15 protein-coding genes are annotated in these 18143 nt (G+C 67.6%); 6 read left to right on the top strand and 9 right to left on the bottom strand.

What is annotated here, in order from left to right; genetic code table 11:
* Positions 1-239 precede the first annotated feature (239 nt).
* Together OG702_RS35315 and OG702_RS35310 are read left to right on the top strand one after the other, a co-directional pair.
* The gene (locus OG702_RS35315; RefSeq protein WP_327286738.1) at positions 240-701 is read left to right on the top strand and encodes a hypothetical protein; all 462 of its coding nucleotides are present in this window, start codon (positions 240-242) and stop codon (positions 699-701) included.
* Positions 702-947: 246 nt separating this feature from the next.
* A complete protein-coding gene (locus OG702_RS35310; protein ID WP_327286739.1) occupies positions 948-3398 on the top strand; it encodes a DEAD/DEAH box helicase in 2451 nt (816 codons plus the stop codon).
* A 289-nt stretch (positions 3399-3687) separates the two neighbouring features.
* On the opposite strand, the gene OG702_RS35305 is transcribed toward OG702_RS35310, so the two are convergent.
* The 6 genes from OG702_RS35305 to OG702_RS35280 form a co-directional block, all read right to left on the bottom strand.
* Entirely contained in the window at positions 3688-6981 is a 3294-nt protein-coding gene (locus OG702_RS35305; RefSeq protein ID WP_327286740.1) for a hypothetical protein, read from the bottom strand.
* A 401-nt stretch (positions 6982-7382) separates the two neighbouring features.
* Positions 7383-8078, bottom strand: coding sequence for a DUF6308 family protein (locus OG702_RS35300; protein ID WP_327286741.1), 696 nt, complete (start codon positions 8076-8078; stop codon positions 7383-7385).
* A gap of 153 nt (positions 8079-8231) precedes the next feature.
* Entirely contained in the window at positions 8232-9134 is a 903-nt protein-coding gene (locus tag OG702_RS35295) for an IS3 family transposase (protein WP_327286742.1), read from the bottom strand.
* A gap of 5 nt (positions 9135-9139) precedes the next feature.
* Positions 9140-9448 (bottom strand): transposase, encoded by a 309-nt coding sequence (locus tag OG702_RS35290; RefSeq protein WP_327286743.1) that lies wholly within the window; start codon positions 9446-9448, stop codon positions 9140-9142.
* A gap of 64 nt (positions 9449-9512) precedes the next feature.
* A complete protein-coding gene (locus OG702_RS35285; protein ID WP_327286744.1) occupies positions 9513-9839 on the bottom strand; it encodes a hypothetical protein in 327 nt (108 codons plus the stop codon).
* 46 nt (positions 9840-9885) lie between these two features.
* Positions 9886-10962 carry an IS630 family transposase gene (locus OG702_RS35280; protein ID WP_327286745.1) on the bottom strand — a complete coding sequence of 359 codons (1077 nt, stop codon included), beginning with the start codon at positions 10960-10962 and terminating at the stop codon, positions 9886-9888.
* Between the two features lie 280 nt (positions 10963-11242).
* Between OG702_RS35280 and OG702_RS35275 the strand changes: the two genes are divergently transcribed.
* Positions 11243-11905 (top strand): hypothetical protein, encoded by a 663-nt coding sequence (locus tag OG702_RS35275; RefSeq protein WP_327286746.1) that lies wholly within the window; start codon positions 11243-11245, stop codon positions 11903-11905.
* Between the two features lie 144 nt (positions 11906-12049).
* Here OG702_RS35275 and OG702_RS35270 read toward each other — a convergent pair whose 3' ends face one another.
* Positions 12050-12829, bottom strand: a complete 780-nt coding sequence (locus OG702_RS35270; RefSeq protein ID WP_327286747.1) for a hypothetical protein — start codon at positions 12827-12829, stop codon at positions 12050-12052.
* 150 nt (positions 12830-12979) lie between these two features.
* Here OG702_RS35270 and OG702_RS35265 point away from each other — a divergent pair, with 150 nt between their 5' ends.
* Complete coding sequence (locus tag OG702_RS35265; RefSeq protein ID WP_327286748.1) at positions 12980-13186, top strand: hypothetical protein; 207 nt, start codon at positions 12980-12982, stop codon at positions 13184-13186.
* Between the two features lie 431 nt (positions 13187-13617).
* A complete protein-coding gene (locus OG702_RS35260; RefSeq protein ID WP_327286749.1) occupies positions 13618-14997 on the top strand; it encodes a hypothetical protein in 1380 nt (459 codons plus the stop codon).
* A 562-nt stretch (positions 14998-15559) separates the two neighbouring features.
* On the opposite strand, the gene OG702_RS35255 is transcribed toward OG702_RS35260, so the two are convergent.
* A complete protein-coding gene (locus OG702_RS35255; RefSeq protein ID WP_327286750.1) occupies positions 15560-16360 on the bottom strand; it encodes a hypothetical protein in 801 nt (266 codons plus the stop codon).
* A 354-nt stretch (positions 16361-16714) separates the two neighbouring features.
* On the opposite strand from OG702_RS35255, the gene OG702_RS35250 reads away from it, so the two are divergent.
* A complete protein-coding gene (locus OG702_RS35250; protein WP_442814260.1) occupies positions 16715-17671 on the top strand; it encodes an IS5 family transposase in 957 nt (318 codons plus the stop codon).
* Here the strand turns inward: OG702_RS35250 and OG702_RS35245 are convergent.
* Positions 17622-18125: a hypothetical protein gene (locus tag OG702_RS35245; protein WP_327286751.1), complete on the bottom strand. Its 504-nt coding sequence runs from the start codon at positions 18123-18125 to the stop codon at positions 17622-17624. The genes OG702_RS35250 and OG702_RS35245 overlap by 50 nt on opposite strands.
* Between the last annotated feature and the right edge of the window lie 18 nt (positions 18126-18143).

The following is an 18143-nucleotide window of genomic DNA, read 5'->3' as shown; positions in this document are numbered from 1 at the left end:
GGAGTGAAAGCGCCCCGCGTTGCGGGGCGGGGCGCGGCAAGCCGCGCCAGGCTGTCTCCGCTTCGCTCCAACAGCCCATAAACGGGGCCGCGTTGCGGCCCCCCCGAAGTGCCGCCGGCAAGCCGGCGGTGGGCTCCGCGTTGCGGAGCCCTGGCAGGTCCGCTTCGCTCCCCTGCCTATCGGCCGCGTTGCGGCCGGGCTAGCTAGTAGGGGGCGCTTGAGCGGGTGTCTGTTGGGGCATGGTGGTCGTTGTGACTGATGTGTCTCAGCCTCAGGTTCGTTTACAGCTCCATGACTTCGTGCTCGACGCGAAGGACCCGGACGTCATGCGCAAGGTCCTGACGGTGGAAGCGGATGTTCTGACGTTTGACGAGGGCACAGTTACCCTCTGGCTGCGCGGGGTTGAGGTGGCAACCTTCCCTTGGAATGCGGTGCGCGCGGTGGAACTGGCTTCGAGCGCTCCTTCGGCAGCCGCTCGTGCGTACGCAGTGGACGAGGTCAGGAAGCGTCACGGCAATGCGTACCAGCGCTGGACGCAGGAAGATGACCAGCTGCTCGTCGAGCTTCATTCCTCGGGGCATGGCCTCGAGGCTCTTGCTCGACGGCTTTCGCGTCAGCCGAGTGCGATTCGTTCGCGGCTGACGAAGCTGGGGGTGGAAGAGCCTGGGGGCCAACAGGGCTCTCCTGCTCCCCCGTTCTAACGGTGGCTCACTCGTTGCCGGACACAGCCCGGGGGAAGTCGTGCAGTATCCCATGGTCGGCCTCTTGAGTGTGAGTATGCCCTGGTTCCGGTGTGGGTCCCGGGCGGCTTCTGCAACCGTGATGAGAGTGTTCCCGGAGGGCCAAGGTCGTTCGAAGATGAGAGGTCTGCATCATAATGGTGCGGGATAGATTTCTCTCTCAGGGCCTACTGCCCCCGAGGGGCGAAGAGAGGCAGGGCGGATCGTATGGCTAGGCAGCGGCCTCGTCCTCATCAGGTCGAGGCGGTGGACGCGGTAGTGCGCGCGCTGGCTCAGCCGGCGAGTCCTGTGCTCTCGGAGGGCGGGCTGCGCGCTCAGGTCATCGCTGCCACGGGAACGGGCAAGAGCCTTATCGCGGTCGAGGGGGCACGGCGGTTGCGTGCCCGGCGGGTGCTGGTGCTGGTGCCCACTCTTGATCTGCTGGGGCAGATGCTGGACATGTGGCGGGCGGGCGGCCGTGGCGGGCAGATGTTCGGCGTGTGCTCGCAGCGGGAGGGCGCCGGGCTCGGGGTTCCGTGCTCGACTGATGCGGCCCAGTTGGCCGGGTGGCTCAGGGATGCGGACCGGTGCACGGTGTTCGCCACGTATGCGGCGGTGGGGCTCGGGGTTGTCGAGCGGGCGCATGCGGCCGGGGTCGGCCGGTGGGATCTGGTGGTGGTGGATGAGGCGCATCGGACGTCGGGTGCGCTGGGTAAGCCGTGGGCGGCTGTTCATGACAATGGCCGGGTGCCGGCGGTGCGACGTCTGTATATGACGGCGACTCCGCGGTTGTGGGAGGTGCCGGCGGAAGAGCTTACGGATGGTGGGGGGCGGGGGGCCGCCCCCGCGCGGTTGGTGGCGTCGATGGACGATGCGGCGGTTTTCGGGCCGGTGGTGTACCGGCTGACGATGTCGCAGGCGATCGAGCGGGGCCTGATCGCGCAGTACCAGGTGGTGTGTGTGGACATCGCCGACCCCCAGGTCCAAGCCGCGCAGCTGGTCGGTGAGCAGGCCCGGACGGATGCGGTGCGCGGAGTGCGGCTGGCGGCGCTGCAGACGGCTGTGCTGAAGACCGGAGCGGAACACCGGCTGCGCAGGATCTTGACCTTTCACCATCGCACCAGCGAAGCGGAGGCTTTCGCGAGCGGGCTGGGTCGGGTTGCGAAGGCGCTGTGGGAGAGCGATCAGGAGGTATATACGGAGCCGGGGCTGGTGTGGGCCGACTGGTTGTGCGGGGAGCATAAGACGGTGCACCGGCGCCAGGTGCTTGAGGAGTTCTCGACGGGGATCGTGGACGAGACGGTGATGGAGCGCTGTGTGCTGTCGTCGGCACGTGTGCTCGGCGAGGGCGTCGATACCAAGAACTGCGATGCCGTCGTCTTCGCCGATGTCCGGGGGTCCACGCCCGATGTCGTTCAGGCCGTGGGGCGGGCGCTGCGGATGCAGCCCGGGGAGGGCAAGACAGCATCCTTGGTCGTGCCGGTGTTCCTCGGGCCGGGTGAGGAACCGGACGAGATGCTTGTCTCCAGGGCCTATACCGACCTGGCCAAGGTGCTGACCGCGCTGCGCGCACACGACACCGAGGCCGTCGAGCAGCTCGCTGTCCCTCAGGCTCCCAGTCGTCCGACCGCCGGTGGAACCGCGATGGCGGCGGACGGTGAAGGAGGGGTCAGCGGGCCGGCTCAAGGGCTGCTGACCTTCTCCACACCGCGGGATCCGGTGAGACTGGCGGCGTTCATCACCGCGCGGGTCCTCAAGCCTGAAGGCGAATACTGGCGCCGCGGGCTGCAGGCCGCACTTGCCTACTACGAAGACCATGGGCACCTGAACGTTCCCATCGGGCACACGGCGCCCGATGGATTCCCCCTCGGGGCATGGATCGGCCGGCAGCGGCACGCGCACCAGCGCGGGGACCTCGCCGAGGAAAGGGTGCGGCAGCTCGACGAGCTCTCGATGATCTGGTCCCACCACGCGGTGGCCTTCGACGAAGGACTGGCCGCGGCACGCGGGTGGGCCGCCGAGCACGGGCACCTTCTGCCTCCCACCGAAGCCACCTGGCAGGGCTACCCGCTCGGCATCTGGCTCAAGAACCAGCGCGCCGCCGCCCGGCGCCCTGCCCGGTCCCAAGAGGAGGGACGGGCGGACGGTGCGGCAGCAGGTGCCCTGAGTGCGGAACGGCGTCGAAGGCTGGACGATATCTACCCGGCATGGTGCCCCGTGTGGCCAATCGCATGGCAACGCTGCTTCCACCTCGCTCGCACCCACCTCGCCGGTGGCGGGTTCCTGCCCGAGGAGGACGGCCTGCTCATCGTCCAGGGCGAGGACATCGGACGCTGGGCCCGCGTCCAGCGCGCCGAGTGGGACACGCTGGCTCCTCCGCAGCAGTGGCTGCTCACCGAGATCCTCGGCCTCGGACCGCTCGACGAACCGGAGCCGGCTGCTGTTCGGACGCCTGTGCCGCGGCGCAGCCGGGCCGAGATGTGGGCCGACAACCTCACGGCCGCACGCCAATACGCGCAACGCGAAGGACACCTGAACGTACCCCGATCGCACATCGAGAACATCGGCGGTACCGAGCACGCACTCGGCGTGTTCATCGCCAACTCCCGGGCACGCAAGAGCGGCCTCGCGCCCGAGCGGGTCGAGGAACTGACCGTGATCGGCATGAGATGGAACTGACGGGCAAAATGGACTCGCCGATGGATGCCAGTGGCGTGTGAAACGTGCTCGCCGCTGCGCGGGCGTCCTACCTGTCCGAGGTCTCGCCGCACTACGATGAGGTGCTCTGGGACGCCCCCACGTGACGCTCGCATGCAGGCCCTAACGACGTCCTGCCCTGCTCCGAGATCCAAGAACACGGGGATAGGACACCACGGCCGGCGTTCGTTGGAAAGGCATGAACGCTGAGGTTGAGGGTCACGCTGTGCTTGCTCTCCTCCAGTGCGACGGCGGGGTGCCTCGCAGGAGGTCAGTTGGCGGCGTCGTTGAGCAGGGGCGAGAACTGCAGGTATCCGCGGTAGGCGAAGCGGTTGATGATCTCGCCGGCGGTGTCGCGGTGGGCTGCCGAGCGTCGTCCCGCCAGCAGGACCAGGCGGATCTCGTTCTCGCGGGCCTGCGGCACCCAGGTGTGCTGGTCAAGGGTGTGCACCCACGCAGCGAGCAGGTCCAGGGCCGGACCGGGGTCTGTTCCGGCGAGTTCGGCCAGGAAGGAGAAGACCCTCAGGTCTCCGCCCAGGTCGCCCCGTACTGTGAAGGCGGCCTGCAGCTGCTCCAGGCGCCAGGCCATGGTGAAGGCGTCGCTGGTCAGCAGCGCGCCGAGGAGCATCGCGACGTCATCGTTGCGGCGGCCGGTTGCCGTAGCCGGGCGCGGGGTGCCAACGGCGGCCTCCAGGCGCCACGTCCACCAGCGTTGAATCCGCTGCAGCGTCTGGGGCGGCAGGCCGTCACCGCTGCGGAGGGTGCGGGCGACGGAGGAGGCGAGGTCGGCGGCGGTCTCGGCGGAGCAGTGGGCGAAGAAGTCCGCCAGGGTCGTGTCGGGCCCGTCGAGGGTGATCATCCCTGCCAGATACAGGGCGACCAGGTGTTCGCCCAGCCTGCGGTGGAGGTCCTGGCGATGGTTGTCGCTGTCGGGTGCGGTGCGCGCCTGGGCGCGGTAGGTGTTCATCAGCAGGCCGACGGAGGTCTGTTCCAGGTGTGAGGAGTTCAGATGGGCGTTCCAGGCGGCGCGCCCCAGCGTGGTGCCCGTGTCAAACAAGGCGGTGATCTGCGACCGGGCCCATTCCGGGTTCAGGGTGGTCAGCCGCCCGATGTATGCCCCCAGTGCGGTGCCCACCGGGTGCGCGGCGGCAGAGTCCGGCTGGCGGGCTGCTGTCAGCTGCTCATCGAGGAGTGCGAAGGAGGCGGCGGTGTCGCCGTCACGGTCTTTCTGCCAACTGGCCCAGAGGATGAGCGCGCACACCGAGGCTTCGCTGGCCTGGCTCCACCTGCTCGCGCTGTCGTCGGCGGGGCTCGTACCGGTGGGTAGCGGCGCGGGGATACGCACGAGCGTGCTCAGGATGTCGAACAGTTCGTCACCGCAGCTGGTGGGGATGCCAGCGCCGGTGTAAGCCAGTACCGCGAGCCACAAACGGGCCAGTGCGCAGTGCAGTTGGTGGCTGCCGTCGCTGTGAGCGCGCGGCAGGATCTGGGTCGCCAGTTGCACCAGGGGCGGGCAGTCCACCGGCTGCCGCTCCTCGACCGCGCGGGTGAAACCCTCCACGACAGCGGCCAGGTGCTCGTCGCTCAGGTTCGCGAACAGTTGCGCGTCTGCCTGGTAGCGCACGGCGTCGCCGGTCACCGCGGCGCGCAGCCGGAGCGCGAAGTCGGCGGCATCGTTGCCGAACATGGTGCGAGACGGCTTCCACTGCTGGGCGTGGTGGACGAGATCGGCCGCGCTTTTGCCGGCCAGGTCCTCCCCGCCACCGTCGTTGTCGCCGCGCCAGACCATACGCGAGCTGGCGGGCTCGTCCAGCGACTGCGCCGAGCCGAGACGCTCGCTCAGCTCCTGCAGCCGCAGGTTGGGGGCCTCGGGAAGCACGGCGGCCAGCGCCGCGTACCGGTCACGGCGCCACAGGTCCTGCCACTTCTCCACCAGCGCTGCCGACTCCGGGCCGGGCTCCTGGCCAGTGAGGCGCTGCAGCCGCTCGGTGTCCGGACCGGCGTCGATCACCGCCAGTACCCGTCCCAGGTCGGGCGGGGTCAAAGCTGTGGCGTGGGCGCGGGCCAGGCGCAGCCACTCCCGGCTCGCCCCGCCAGTGTCGGCCCACAAAGCGTCAGCCAGCGTCTCCACCACTGGCAGTGCCGCCGCGGTGGCGGAGTGCTCCAGCACATACAGGCGCAGGCGCCGGAAGATCAGCCACGGGTAGGCGTCCAGGACATCGAGCACACCGGTGAGGTCTGCTGCCGCCAGGGGCCGGGCGGTGTCCCGGACGGCCTCGGACAGCAACTCACGGGTGTCGGTGGCGTGCCGGGGGCCGTTGGCCTCCAGATCGCGGAACCACACGCTGGAGATGTCCTCGCGGAACACCAGTGACGGCGTGCCGGGTTCGCCGGGCGCCTCCGGGACTGCAGCCGTACTGCGTTGGGGCGCGTCGGCGTCCACGGCAGAAGACAGCGCGGCGGCCAGCGCCTGAAGCCAGGCAAGACCCGCGTGCTCGGCCAGGGCGGCGTTGTGCTCCTGCAGGAGTTCGGAAAGCTCGTAGGCGTCGATCCCGGTCCGCGCCCGGCCGGTCGCCGCCGCCAGCAGGGCCTGCATCACCTCCACGGCCTGGTCGCGGTGTCCGCCGCGGGCAAGCTGGAAGGCCAGCTGTGCGTACCGCTCGGGGGCGATCAGGTAACTGCTACGGGCGGCTTCGGCGATACGGGGGGCCAACCGCACCGCATCATCGGGTGGAAGGAGCAGCGCCACCTCGACCAGGTTGAGGTTGATCCGCGGATTGGCGGTGGACGGGATCGCCTCGGCCACCCGCAGCGCCTCGTCGGGGGCGGCACCTGCCACGCGCACCAGATACGCCGACGCAGGCCAGGCGGGGAACGCCACCGTGCCGGCCTCGTCATCGACTTCCGGTTCCACCGGGGCCGAGAATAGGCCCGCCTCAGCCAGGTGCCGCAGCCACGCCGCGCTGCCGAGCAGGGAGAAGAACCGCTCCTGCGTCAAGAAGTCCTGGGGGAAGGTCTTGCGCAGCAAGTCGACGTCCCCCTGGTTGGGGGACGTCTTCGCCGCCAATGCCTCCAACCGTTCGATGACCGTGAGATAGCGGGCCTCGAACGCGTCCAGGACCACCTCGAGCATGTCTTCGAACGCCACCAACCGCTCCCGCGTCGGGGCATCCAGCGCAAACAGATCCATGCGGCTCCGGTGAGCATACGCATGCAAGTTCTTCGCCTCGCCCAACCACAGAGCACCCGCGTGGCTGTCTGGGTCGATACCCAAAGACCCAAGGATCCCGTTCACCTGGAACAGGTGCTTCCCACCCTTGGGAATGTCCTTCTCCGGGGTGCGGCGCACCTTATCCGGCAGCAGAACCTCACGTACCGCGCTCTCCAGCTCCCGGAACAGATGCGACACCAGCATCCCGGCCGACACAAGCGGGAGGTCCTGATCGAGCAGTGTGCAGATGTCGGTGAACCAGCCCACCGGGCCCGGCCCGAAGCGGCTCAGCCGACTGCGGATCCGTTCACGACGCCCTGCATCAACCGCGCCCGCCGCCTCCGGTACCTGCACACCAGCGGACCCCTCAGACCCAGACACCTGCGACACCCAGCACCCCCACACCGATCCGCGCCCAAGCCCAAGATTCTCCGCCAGGCACTGCGCCAACTGCCCCACGTTTGGGCTGCAGACAGGTCTCTGTCAGCCAGCCTATCCCCCACGCCACAGCCCCCAGGCGAAAGGCACCACAGATCCCGGGGTCGCCAACCTGAGCTCATCCCTCAGACGCAGTGAGACGCCACAGATGTCTCCCACCACCAGTAGCACGGCGTCGCAGGGGTCGGCGGTGACTCAGTTACGGAGTCGGCGTAGGGCTGGAGCCGAACCCACAGCACCGCCAGGCCGGCCAGCACCCCACACTCCAGCCGAGCCCTCTCCGAGCGTCAGCGCTTGGCCGTCCCTGCGACGGGTCCTCAGGGGCAGCGGTGGCCCGGGGCGGGGTGAGCCATCCATACCGCGACATCGGCGACACGTAGGGCGCTGACCGTCTCGGGCAGGCCCGCGTTCTGCCGCAGGCCAAGGAGCCGGTGGTGCAGGGCTGCGCCGTGCTCGCGCAGGGCGGTGCGCAGATCGGTCCAGAACGACGGCGGGTGGCCGAGCGCACAGCGCACGACCCGGTCGTAGACCGGCAGCAGCCGCGGCCGCTTACGGGCCAAGAGCTTCCCGGCGATCGCCCACCCGACCTTGTACTGGCCCTCCAGCAAGCGCCAGGCCCGGTACGCCGGCGAGCCGTCCGCGATGACCGAGGCATCGGCGTCGGACAGGTCGGTGTCAGAAGGGATGTCTCGCAGCAGTTCGGACAGTTGGGTGCCCAACGGGCCTTCCAGCAGGTCGAGGGCGACGCGCGGAGGGACGGTCACCGACAGGGTCTGCACCGCCACCAGGTCCTCTGCGGTGAACTGGTCCGCGACCTGCCGACGGTCACCCCCGCCCGCCAGGTGCTCGAACCGGCCCCCCGTGAACGCGCCGGCACCTGGGGGCAGGTCGATCGCGAAATAGCGGCGCAGGTCGTCCACCACTCGCTCCGCATCCAGGAAGACTCGCAGGCGCTGCCCCACCACGGACGGTTCCACGCCGGAGGAACCAGGCCCCGCGACGAGCTCGTTCATCTCAGATACCAGTGCCCTCATCTGTGTCAGTTGAGGCCGGTGGCGCCGGCTGGGCCGCCCATACCTCGCTGATCAAGGTGAAGGACGTGGTGAGCATTCCGGACCCCCAGCGTGGGGGCATGAAGTTCCCCCCTGATCTTGGACAGCGGATGCTTACGCTGCGGGGGTGAGGTCGTGCCGCAATCTAGCTCGGGTTTCGAGTGGGGTGAGGTACCCGAACTCGGGGTGCTTGCGGAGCCTGGTGCGGTTGTACTCGACTTCGATGAAGCAGAAGACGTCGGCTCGGGCCGCCTCACGGCTTTCCCAGACGGTGGTGCCGATCTCCGCTTTGAGCAGTCCGAAGAAACTCTCGGCTGCAGCATTATCATAGCATATGCCGGTTCGTCCCATACTCTGCCTCAGATTCAACTCCCTTATCACGGTGCGAAATTCGCCACTGGTGTACTCGCTGCCGCGGTCGGTGTGCATGATGCAGCCGGGCTGCAGGCCGCCGCGGCCGGCAGCCATGCGCAGGGCGTCGGTGACCAGTTCGGCGCGGTGGTGGTCGGCCATCGCATACCCGATCACCTCACGGGTCGCCAGGTCGATGACCGTGGCCAGGTACCACCAGCCCTCGACCGTGGGGAGATACGTGATGTCGCCCACCAGCTTCCGGCCTGGCTCGTATGCGGTGAAGTCGCGGCCGACCAGGTCCGGGGCAGGGGCTGCCTTGGTGTCCTGCTGCGTCAGGTAGCGGCGCCTGCGGCGGGTGACACCGCGAATGTCGCGCTCGCGCATGATCCGCTCGACCCTTTTCCTGTTGATCGCGAGGCCGCCCCGCCGCAGCTCCGCATGGACGCGCGGGGCGCCGTAGGCACCTCGCGAGGTGGCGTGGATCTCACGGATCCGGTCGGTCAACTCGTCTTCGGCGCACTGCCGTTCGGCGGCTGCGGGCCGTGAAGCGAGCCAGGCGTAGTAGGTGGAGCGGTGGAAGCTCAGCACTCGGCACAGCCGGGCGACGCTGTAGCCATCGGGGTTCTCCTCGGTGGCCTTCTCCGCATCGATGAAGCGGCACACAGCGCCTACTTCACGATCTCCTTCGCGAAGAAGGCCGCGGCTTTTACCAGGATGTCGTTCGCCTTCTTGGCCTCAGCCAGCTCGCGGCGCAGGCGCCGCAGCTCCTCACGTTCCTCGCTGGTCAGGGCGCCCGCCGGCCCCTCGCCCTGGTCGATTTTCGCCTGCTTGACCCAGCCACGCAACCCCTCGGGGCTCACTCCCAGTTCCCGGGCGATCTCGGTGACGTTCCGATGCGGCGACGACCGGACGAGCGCGACCGCGTCCCGCTTGAACTCGGCCGTGTACCGCTTGCTCATGTTGCTCTTGCCACTCAACTTGGACTGCTTCCTCCGGGACGAACCGTCCCAGTATCAGGCTGTCCAACTCACTGGGGGAACTTCACCCTCCCGGCAGATCAGCGACGACATCCACCAGCACGCCCGGGGTCTTCTCACCACGGACGCCGAAGTCATCGCCGTGCCGCACGCGTTCACGGGAGCGGACCTGCATGCGGCGCGCACGGTGGCGGACAGTGACCCGCGCCTGAAGGCCGCAACCGTCCACGCAGCGAACGGCAGGATCGCCCAGTACCTGGCCGGGGTTCCCGCGCTCCTGGAGCGCTGCCGGCACGCCGAGGCGCCAACTGAGGCAGTCCTTAAGGCAGCCGCTGACCTTTGCCGCTATGGCCACGACCCGGAGAACCTGCCGTACGCCCTGCTTGGACACGCGGCCAGTGCCTACTTCGGCAGGGAGGAGTGGGACGGACTTCCGCCTAGTGTCGCGTGAATGAAGTCCTTGGACGCTTGGGGGTTGCGTGTTCGAGGACTTCGTCGGCAGTTTTGGTCCATGTGAATGGCTGGCAGCGGTCGTTGTAGGCGTCGATGTACCGGCGGATGGCGTCGGTGAGGTCGGCGACCGAGGTGAAGGTGCCGCGGCGTATGGCCTGGCGGGTGATGATGCCGAAGAAGATCTCGACCAGGTTCAGCCAGGAGCACGAGGTCGGGGTGAAGTGCAGCGTGATCCGGGGGTTCTTCGCGAGCCATGCCTTCACGCGGGGGTGCTTGTGGGTGGCGTAGTTGTCGGCGACGACGTGCAGTTTCACCCTCGGGTGGGCTTTGGCGACCTGCTTGAGGAAGCGCAGGAACTCATCGCTGCGATGCCGGTTGTAGCAGGCGTCGGCGGTGATCTTCCCGGTGGCGACCTCCAGGGCCGCGAACAAGGTGGTGGTGCCGTGCCGGACGTAGTCGTGGGTGCGCCGCTCGGCCAGGCCCGGCCGGACCGGCAGCATCGGGGCGGTCCGGTCCAGCGCCTGGATCTGGCTCTTCTCGTCGACGCAGACCACTACGGCCTTCTCCGGCGGGGCCAGGTACAGCCCGACCACGTCGCGGACCTTCGCCTCAAGCTCCGGGTCGGTGGAGAACTTGAAGGTCTCGCTGCGCCAGGGCTGGATCTTCCACTTGCGCCACACTTTGGCCACCGCGACGTTGGACAGTCGCAGCTCGGCGGCGAGCAGCCGGGAGGACCAGTGGGTCACGCCGAGCTTGTCCGGCGGGCCTTCCAGGGTCCGCACCACCACTTCTGTCTCGTCCACCGTGCCGGGCCGGCCCGAGCGCGGCCGGTCCTCCAGCCCGGGCAGGCCGGCCGAACGGTAACGGCCCCGCCAGGTCACCACCGTCTGCCGGGACAGCTCAAGACGCCGCGCGATCTCGGTGTTCGAAGCGCCTTCCGAGGCCAGGAGCACGATCCGGGCCCGCATCACCAGCCCCGACGGGGACGACGGCGAGCGGATCCACGAGCGCAGGACCTCACGGTCCGCATCGGAGACGACCAGCGGCAGGGCGACAGGCATACGCCATTCAACCGCACACCAAGCCACCGTCCAAGAACTTCATTCACGCGACACTAGCTGGTTCGAGGACGCTCTTACGTACCTCGGCCGGGACTGCCTGGGCGTCCCGGGACCTCTCGTCCGGCGGCGTCCCCTCCCAGGCCGCCCTGATGAGGCGTGCTACCGCCTGGCCGGTGTCCTGGTGCGGTGGGCCAATTCCGGGCGGGGCTGGGGCTTTCCCCCGGAAGGCTTCTGGAAGGCGGCAGCGCTGCACGCGCGGACCCCCGCCGACCGGTTCGCCATGGGGGAGGAAGCCCACGAGTACGGCCGCTACCGCTACGCCGCCCTCCTGTTCGAGCTGGCCGCCCAGGACGGCCACCCAGGGGCATGGAAGCACCTGGTCGAGTTCCTTGAGATCCTGGGCCGCGCGGATGACGCCACGGCCGTCGCGCAGCGCAGCGGACAGCCACACCTCCCACAGGAGCTCACCGAGCTCCGGAACTCTATAGAGACGATCGCGTTTGCGTGGACTCGAAGGCAGTGGTCGGAGACCTCTGCCCCTCAGCCGAGTGCGGTGGAGTTGGAGATGCGCCGACTGCAGGAGGCCGGCCGCTGGGACGAAGCCGTTGAGTACGCCATGAACGCTGCCCGCGAAGGTGACATCGAGGGCCTGGAGGAGGCCCTCCGGCTCTTGGAGGAAGCCGGGCAGCGCGAACGAGCCGAAGGCATCGCGATCAGCCACACGAGTATCCCCTACCTTCTCGGGGATCTTGTCCAGATGCGCGTACGGGCAGGAGATCAGGCGGGAGCCGAGCAGGTAGCTCGCGAGGCCGTGAACGGCGGCCACCCGGACGCACTGCATGAGCTTGCCCGAGTGCGGGAGAGCGCCGGGCGTCCCGACGAGGCCATGGCGATCAGACGGTACGGGCTGACAGCGGACGGATCTCCGTCTGCTCCGTGGTGACACCGGGGTTCCTTGCCCTCGCGCGACGCCGCGGGGGTACTCAGGCTTGGTGTGTCACTGACGAGCGGGGCACGTCTGTGCTGATTGACGCTTCCCCAGCAGTGATCATTTCTTGAGGCCCTGCCCGTGCAAGAGGCCTCAGTTTTATTCGAGGCTACGCAGCCGCTTCTCAGGGCCAGTCAGACAAAGCATCTCAATGTTCCGCTCGTCTCTCCCGAGAATATTTCCAAGTTCAGCCAATGTCTCATCGTCAAGAAACGACGGATTCGCCCTAAGCGCCTTAACGATGTTAGCAATTTGTTGAGGGATGAGCTCGCCAACTGTGCGTTTCAGTTCCACAAGGCCGTCATCGTCTTTGATGTGGACATTGGAAACTATTCTTACCTGCTCCTCGCTGAATGCCTTAGCCACAAGAGCCAGCAGGAGGCACGCTCGCGCTTCTGCGCTACTCATGCTGACTCTATACACATCGGGCAGAGTAACCACTTCTTGCGAGGAATCTATGACTGTAGCCTCACCCACAGTCGACGCCTCGTCAGTGGCAGGTTGGCTACCGACCACGCGAGTTCTAGAAAGTCTGTTCCACTGAGACTTGATGATCGGAAGTGCCTTGTTCCACCATCTCTTGACGTGTGGGTAGGCCTCGGCGACAAGAATAAGCAGTTCAACGAGATCAGAGATCGCCTCGGCAAGGTCGTCGTGCTTGTCTGAGCGTGAATCCGAACTGTTCTCGTCGGTGACGTAGATGAAAACTGGCGGCGGGTCAGTTAGTGGATCTTCTTCGTTCTCATCGTCGGGAATGAACGTGCCGTGGTCTACCAGGCGTCCTTGGCCGTCGTAGAGATTTTGATGGAGACCGCCGTCCTTTGATCTCCCAGGAGTCAGGCCATCAGAGTATTCAAAACGACCCTTGATACTAGGCATTTGACACCTCCCGCCTGCAGGCGCGCGGCCGTTCGGCGAGGGCGATCAGTTCATCGGGAGCCATGCTCCGACTGTACTTGCGACCGCCGACCTTCCCGCAGGGAACCGCAATGTTCATTGACGGGCCTCGGTGACGTTCGTGGCGCACCAGTGGGTTGGCTCGCTTCGATTGAGCCGCACTCGGCGGAAGCCGTTCTTTTCGATCTTGAGGTGGACGCGGCGGCCGAGGGTTCAGCTCTGGAAGCCCCACGCTGCGGCGCCGACCCGTTGAACCGGCCCACTGCCATGTACGGCTTCGACGCCAACCGGCGCCGCCTCAAGCTCACCTTGAATGATCTCGTGGTCAGCCGATCCTGAACGACGTGTGCACATCCGCCGACGGTCGCTGGCCCGACCTCGGCACCCGCAGCCGGAGCACGGCTCTCCTCGCCGTCTTCGTCCTTCCACTCCTCCGTAACCCGTCATCAGTGTCCTCGAAGTCGTACGACACCGCGGGATGCCCGTGACCGTAGTGCACTGCAACCCGGGCTAGATCGACGGAGAGTTCACCGACCGGGCGCGTGGGCCTCGCTGACGTTATGTCCACACCTTAGGAGCGCGATCACTGGATTAGCAGCTCAGCGTATTACGCAGGCAGTCGTCCTTAGCGGATTCGTCAGATCGCCATCGCTCCCTCCAAGCCGGGGGCGGGTGGGCGACCGCACACCGGGGCGTCACGCGCTTCACGCTGGCAGGGGCGGCCTGTGACGGCTGTATTGAGTGGCGTCGCTCTGGACACAAACGGGACGATGACCTTGATCGTGGGACGTCGAGGTCCTGGCAGCTGTGGCCAGCGACCCTCGACGTCGTCGAAGTGGCTGGAGGCCATCGTGTGGGAACAGAGCATCGGGACCTTCCCCGTGGACTTCACCGAGCAAGGCAACGAGTGGGCTCACCACCTTGGGAACGCCATGGGCGGAGGTTTTCGCAGCATCAGCGGCGCTGACAGCCACGGCGGCCCGGTGGAAATGGGGCCGCCCCTCGACGACTCCATGACGAGCATCTTGCGCGTCCGTCCTCACCCCGACGGCATCAGCTGCACGGTCGTCGGCGGCGTCGGCACCCCGTCATCGGACCAGGTAGACCCCTGGCGGACTGGCGCGCGGAAGGCCTTGGGCGAGATTGGGCACCACCAGCGGACTCACATATGGGATGCGCTCGTTGGGGTCAGCCCGTCCGCCGTACAGGGATTCCACCCCTTGGGGCAGATCAGGGCGACAGACGTAGGGCCGCTGACCCTCGCCCCCGGTGGTGTCCACATGCGCGAGTTCCGAGGGCAGGACCGAGTCGACTCGCAGTTCATCACGATCTCCCGCAGCTTCCCCGTCGTCGTCACCGGTCAGGTCGAGACTTACCACTGGGACCCCGTTGTCCCAGTCGCTCAGGCGCATTTGCGCCGTCTCTGCGCTCTCCTGACGCTGCACCGGAGGCAGCTGTGGGAGCCCCGGACGCTCCCCTGGCCTCAGGGCCCCGACGGGTCGGTTCTGAAGATCCCGACTTCGGTCGGTCCCGAATTCCCGAGCCCGCACGGGGAGGAGTGGACCGGGGAGGTCCCTCCGGGGACAGGAAACTGGAGGCTGCCGCCGTGGGTGCTTGGGGCGTGGGAGAGGCTGGACGGCGACCCCGAACTCGAGACCGCGCTCAGCGCGTACTACGAGGCCGTACGCCTGGGGAGACGTCATCCGTCGCTCTCGCTGCTCACCTTCGTAGCCGCGATCGAGGGCGTCGGTATGAGGTCCGTCCCTGACTCCATGTGCGACTGCCATCCCGAGTGCAAGCACCGCAAGGGAGTTGCCGAGAAGCGGTTCCGGAAAGCACTCAAGACCGTGCTGACGCAAAAGCAGGTGAAGGAGCTCGCGGGCCCGCTGTACGACCAGCGCTCGCATACGGGGCACCGAGGGACGCTGTTCGGATCGGAGCAGGTCCTCGGCTACGGCGGCCACGCGGGGCCTTTCCAGGCCAACCCGTACTTCCAGTTCGAGGCGGTGCAGCTTGGCCGACTGGCACAGGTCGCCAATGACGTTCTGGTCAAGGTGTTGATTGAGCCGGCAGTGGACCCGGGCCATAGCCGACCGAATCGGACCTCGCTCACCCACGTAGAGAAGAAGGAAGAGGAATCTGCATGGTGACCTGCGGGACATGCCATCATCCGGGCTCGCACGCGTCCGTCAGACCTCCTACTCAACAAGGCGTCCGACTAGCCCTGAACAGGGCAAACCTACCGAACCTAACCGCGCAGGCATAACCAAATCCTGCAACGATCACCACAATCCGAAACGATCACCACACTCGCAGCCCAGCACCCACCTCGACTCCCCCGTCCTACGAAAACCCCCGCTCAGAACAACACCACATCACAGGCCAAAATCCCGAAACGATCACCAGATCCGCAGGCCAGAACACCACTCGCTCAGTGATCAACAGCGGATTTGTCACAGCAACAAGCGGATCGATGCCGCGCTGGCCGAGGCGGCACGGGGACGCGCGGGAGCACCTGACGGCGCCGGCCTCGTGCCCGCGACCACGTGATCACACGCGGACACCGGGAGCCGGTGCGACGGTCAGCATCGAGGCGTCAACTCCGTTCAGCGGGGGGTCAGTTCCCAGGGGACCGAGTTCACTCGTCCGCGACGGCAGGGGCCATCGGGAAGCCGGTCAGGCGCAGTTGAGCTGCCGGGGCGCCTGTGCGCGTCAGCCGCGTCGTTGCCACCAGCGCCGCTTCAGTTCGGGTTCCTGAGGATTCGGTCCGTCCGTCTCGGGAACTGACACGGCTGCCGGAGCGAGGGCGCGCAGGGCGGTGCGGACGCGGTCAAAGGTTGCGATCGGATGATGACCGTCGCCGGCCAGTACCACTCCTGCACAGACCAGCTTGAAGCTGTCCCCGCCGAGCTGGGCGCCGATGAACACCGGTGCGCCGACACACCCCTGCGGTACGTCGCCGACCCAGCGGACGCCGCCGCTTTCGGTACGCGTGACGGCACCGACCACGACGACCAGGTCCCGGGCACCCGTCTCGGCTCCGACTTCGTGGCCCAATAGATAGGCCGCGACAGGCTCCGCGCCGAGGACGGCAATGTCCTCCTCCTTGGCCGCCATGCCGTCGGTGATCTCGTCGGTCGTCCAGCTCCACCCCTTGCGAGCGCCGTGCGCGTGCAGCCCGGCGGTGGGCATGACTGCGACGCCCAGGTCCTCAAGGTGGGTCCACCCCGCGGCAAAGTCGACCATCATCAGCTTCTCCGCGCTCATCGCCGGATCGCACAGGTCCGGCCGGAGGGTGAACTCGGCAATCTCGAACCGAGTCGGCCCGCCGGCGGTCACGAGGTACTGCCGGATGGCCTCGCCTTCGTCTGTGGTCTCCACGAGCTCGTTGAACCAGAAGGCCGTCGCGTGCTGTTCCTCCCGGTGCGCCCGCTGGAAGGGAAGCGTCGCGCGGCTCGCGTGGTCGATGATGGCGTCGATGGTCGCGCCCTGAACGTTCGGAAGGTCAGACACGCCTCGGGAGCCTAGCGAACGGTCGAGGCCAGCTCCCCGCCAGGCCGGCCGTCTACCGGCACCGGCCGGATCGGGCGCCCTTCGGCGCCCCTCGGCCGGCTTCTGCGATTTCTACGCCGCCGGCCGCACCCAAGTCCGCCTCGCCCTCTGCAAGGAACAGGACATCCTCACTGAGGCCGCATCGAGGCTCCGCAAGGCCTTCAACGGCTGAGAAGGCGTCCTCTTACCGTGTGGGTTGGTGCTGGTGTTCGGAACGGCGTGATGGATCGGGTGAGTTGATCGTCTTCCGCGCATGAAAGAAGGGCCTCCTGGTAGTACGCGGGTGTCGAATCCGTTGGCACCACAGGAGGCCCCGTGTCGCAGTTGTACGTGGTCGGATCCGCGCAGTCCAGTTGGCCGGCCCGGGAGTGTGACTGTCTCGCGCACCGGTTCGGGAACGCGGCCGACCATCCCGGCCGCCGGCTCCGCTACGGCAGCGACATGACGGACGCGGAGTGGGCGGTGGTCCGGGCCGTGCTGCCGGTGCCGGCGTGGATGGACGGGCGCGGCGGCCGTCCGGAAGGCTATTGCCACCGCCAGATGCTCGATGCGATCCGCTACCTGGTCGACAACGGTGTGAAGTGGCGGAACCTGCCCGCGGACTTCCCACCCTGGAAACGCGTCTACGCGTTCTTCTGCCGCTGGCGTGACAACCAGCTGATCGGTGAACTCCACGACCGGTTGCGCGAGCAGGTGCGCGCGTCGGAGGGCCGCAACACCGAACCGACCGCGGCCGTGATCGACTCGCAGTCGGTCAAGGCCGACGCCACCGTCAAGAACGACTCGCGCGGCTTCGACGGCGGCAAGAAGATCAACGGCCGCAAGCGGCACCTTGTCGTGGACTGCCTCGGGCTGCTGCTGGCCGCGGCTGTCACCCCGGCGTCCACCACCGACCGGGACGCCGCCACAGCGATACTGCCCGCACTGCGCAACCGCTTCCGGACCCTACGGCTGGTCTGGGCCGACAGTGGCTACACCGGTCACCTCGTCGACTGGGCCGCCAACACGCTCGGCCTCACCCTGGAGATCGTCAAACGCACCGACAACCTGCACGGTTTCCATGTCCTGCCCCGCAGATGGGTCGTGGAACGAACCAACGCCTGGCTGATGCGCTCCCGCCGCCTGACCCGCGACTACGAGACCCACACCACCAGCGCCCAGGCCGTGATCCTGTGGTCCATGACCATGCTCATGAGCCGCCGCCTGGCCCGCCGCACCACCACTATCCGGCAGCAGCACCCAGCCCAGACGGCGACGGCGACGGCAGCGTGAACACACCCGGCCGGTCCTCACACAGCCAGCCCCGTTCCACCAGCCGCTTCATCCTGCCCCGCACGCCCTCGACCCGCGAGGCCAGGCCCGTGTCCCAGCCCAGATGCACCGCCGCCTGCTTCGCCGTCAGCCCCGGCCCACCCGGGCCGTCGAAGGCCTCCATGATCCGCCGGTAGTCCTGCCCCAGAACCTGAACCGACACCCCGCTGTCCCTGCGGGCCACCAACCTGCGCGGCTCACGCCCAGCACGCGACACCGCCCCCCCGGCCGCAGCCGGCCCGCCGTGCTCCGCAACGACAGGCACCGCATCACAAGTCCCGGCCAGCGCCTCGAGATACTCCTCCAGGCCGATCGCCCGACGCCGCAGCACCTCCTCCGCCCGCACGAGGTCGGCCCGGAGCTCCTCAACCCGCACCAGGGCGGCCTTCTCACGACCTTCCAGCACTGCCCGCATCGATGGCATCCACGACCT

This window comes from Streptomyces sp. NBC_01198 (genome assembly GCF_036010485.1).
In the GTDB taxonomy this organism is placed as follows: Bacteria; Actinomycetota; Actinomycetes; order Streptomycetales; family Streptomycetaceae; genus Actinacidiphila.
The sequence above is the reverse complement of the archived record's forward strand: the minus strand, read 5'-3'. Positions and strand labels throughout refer to the sequence as shown.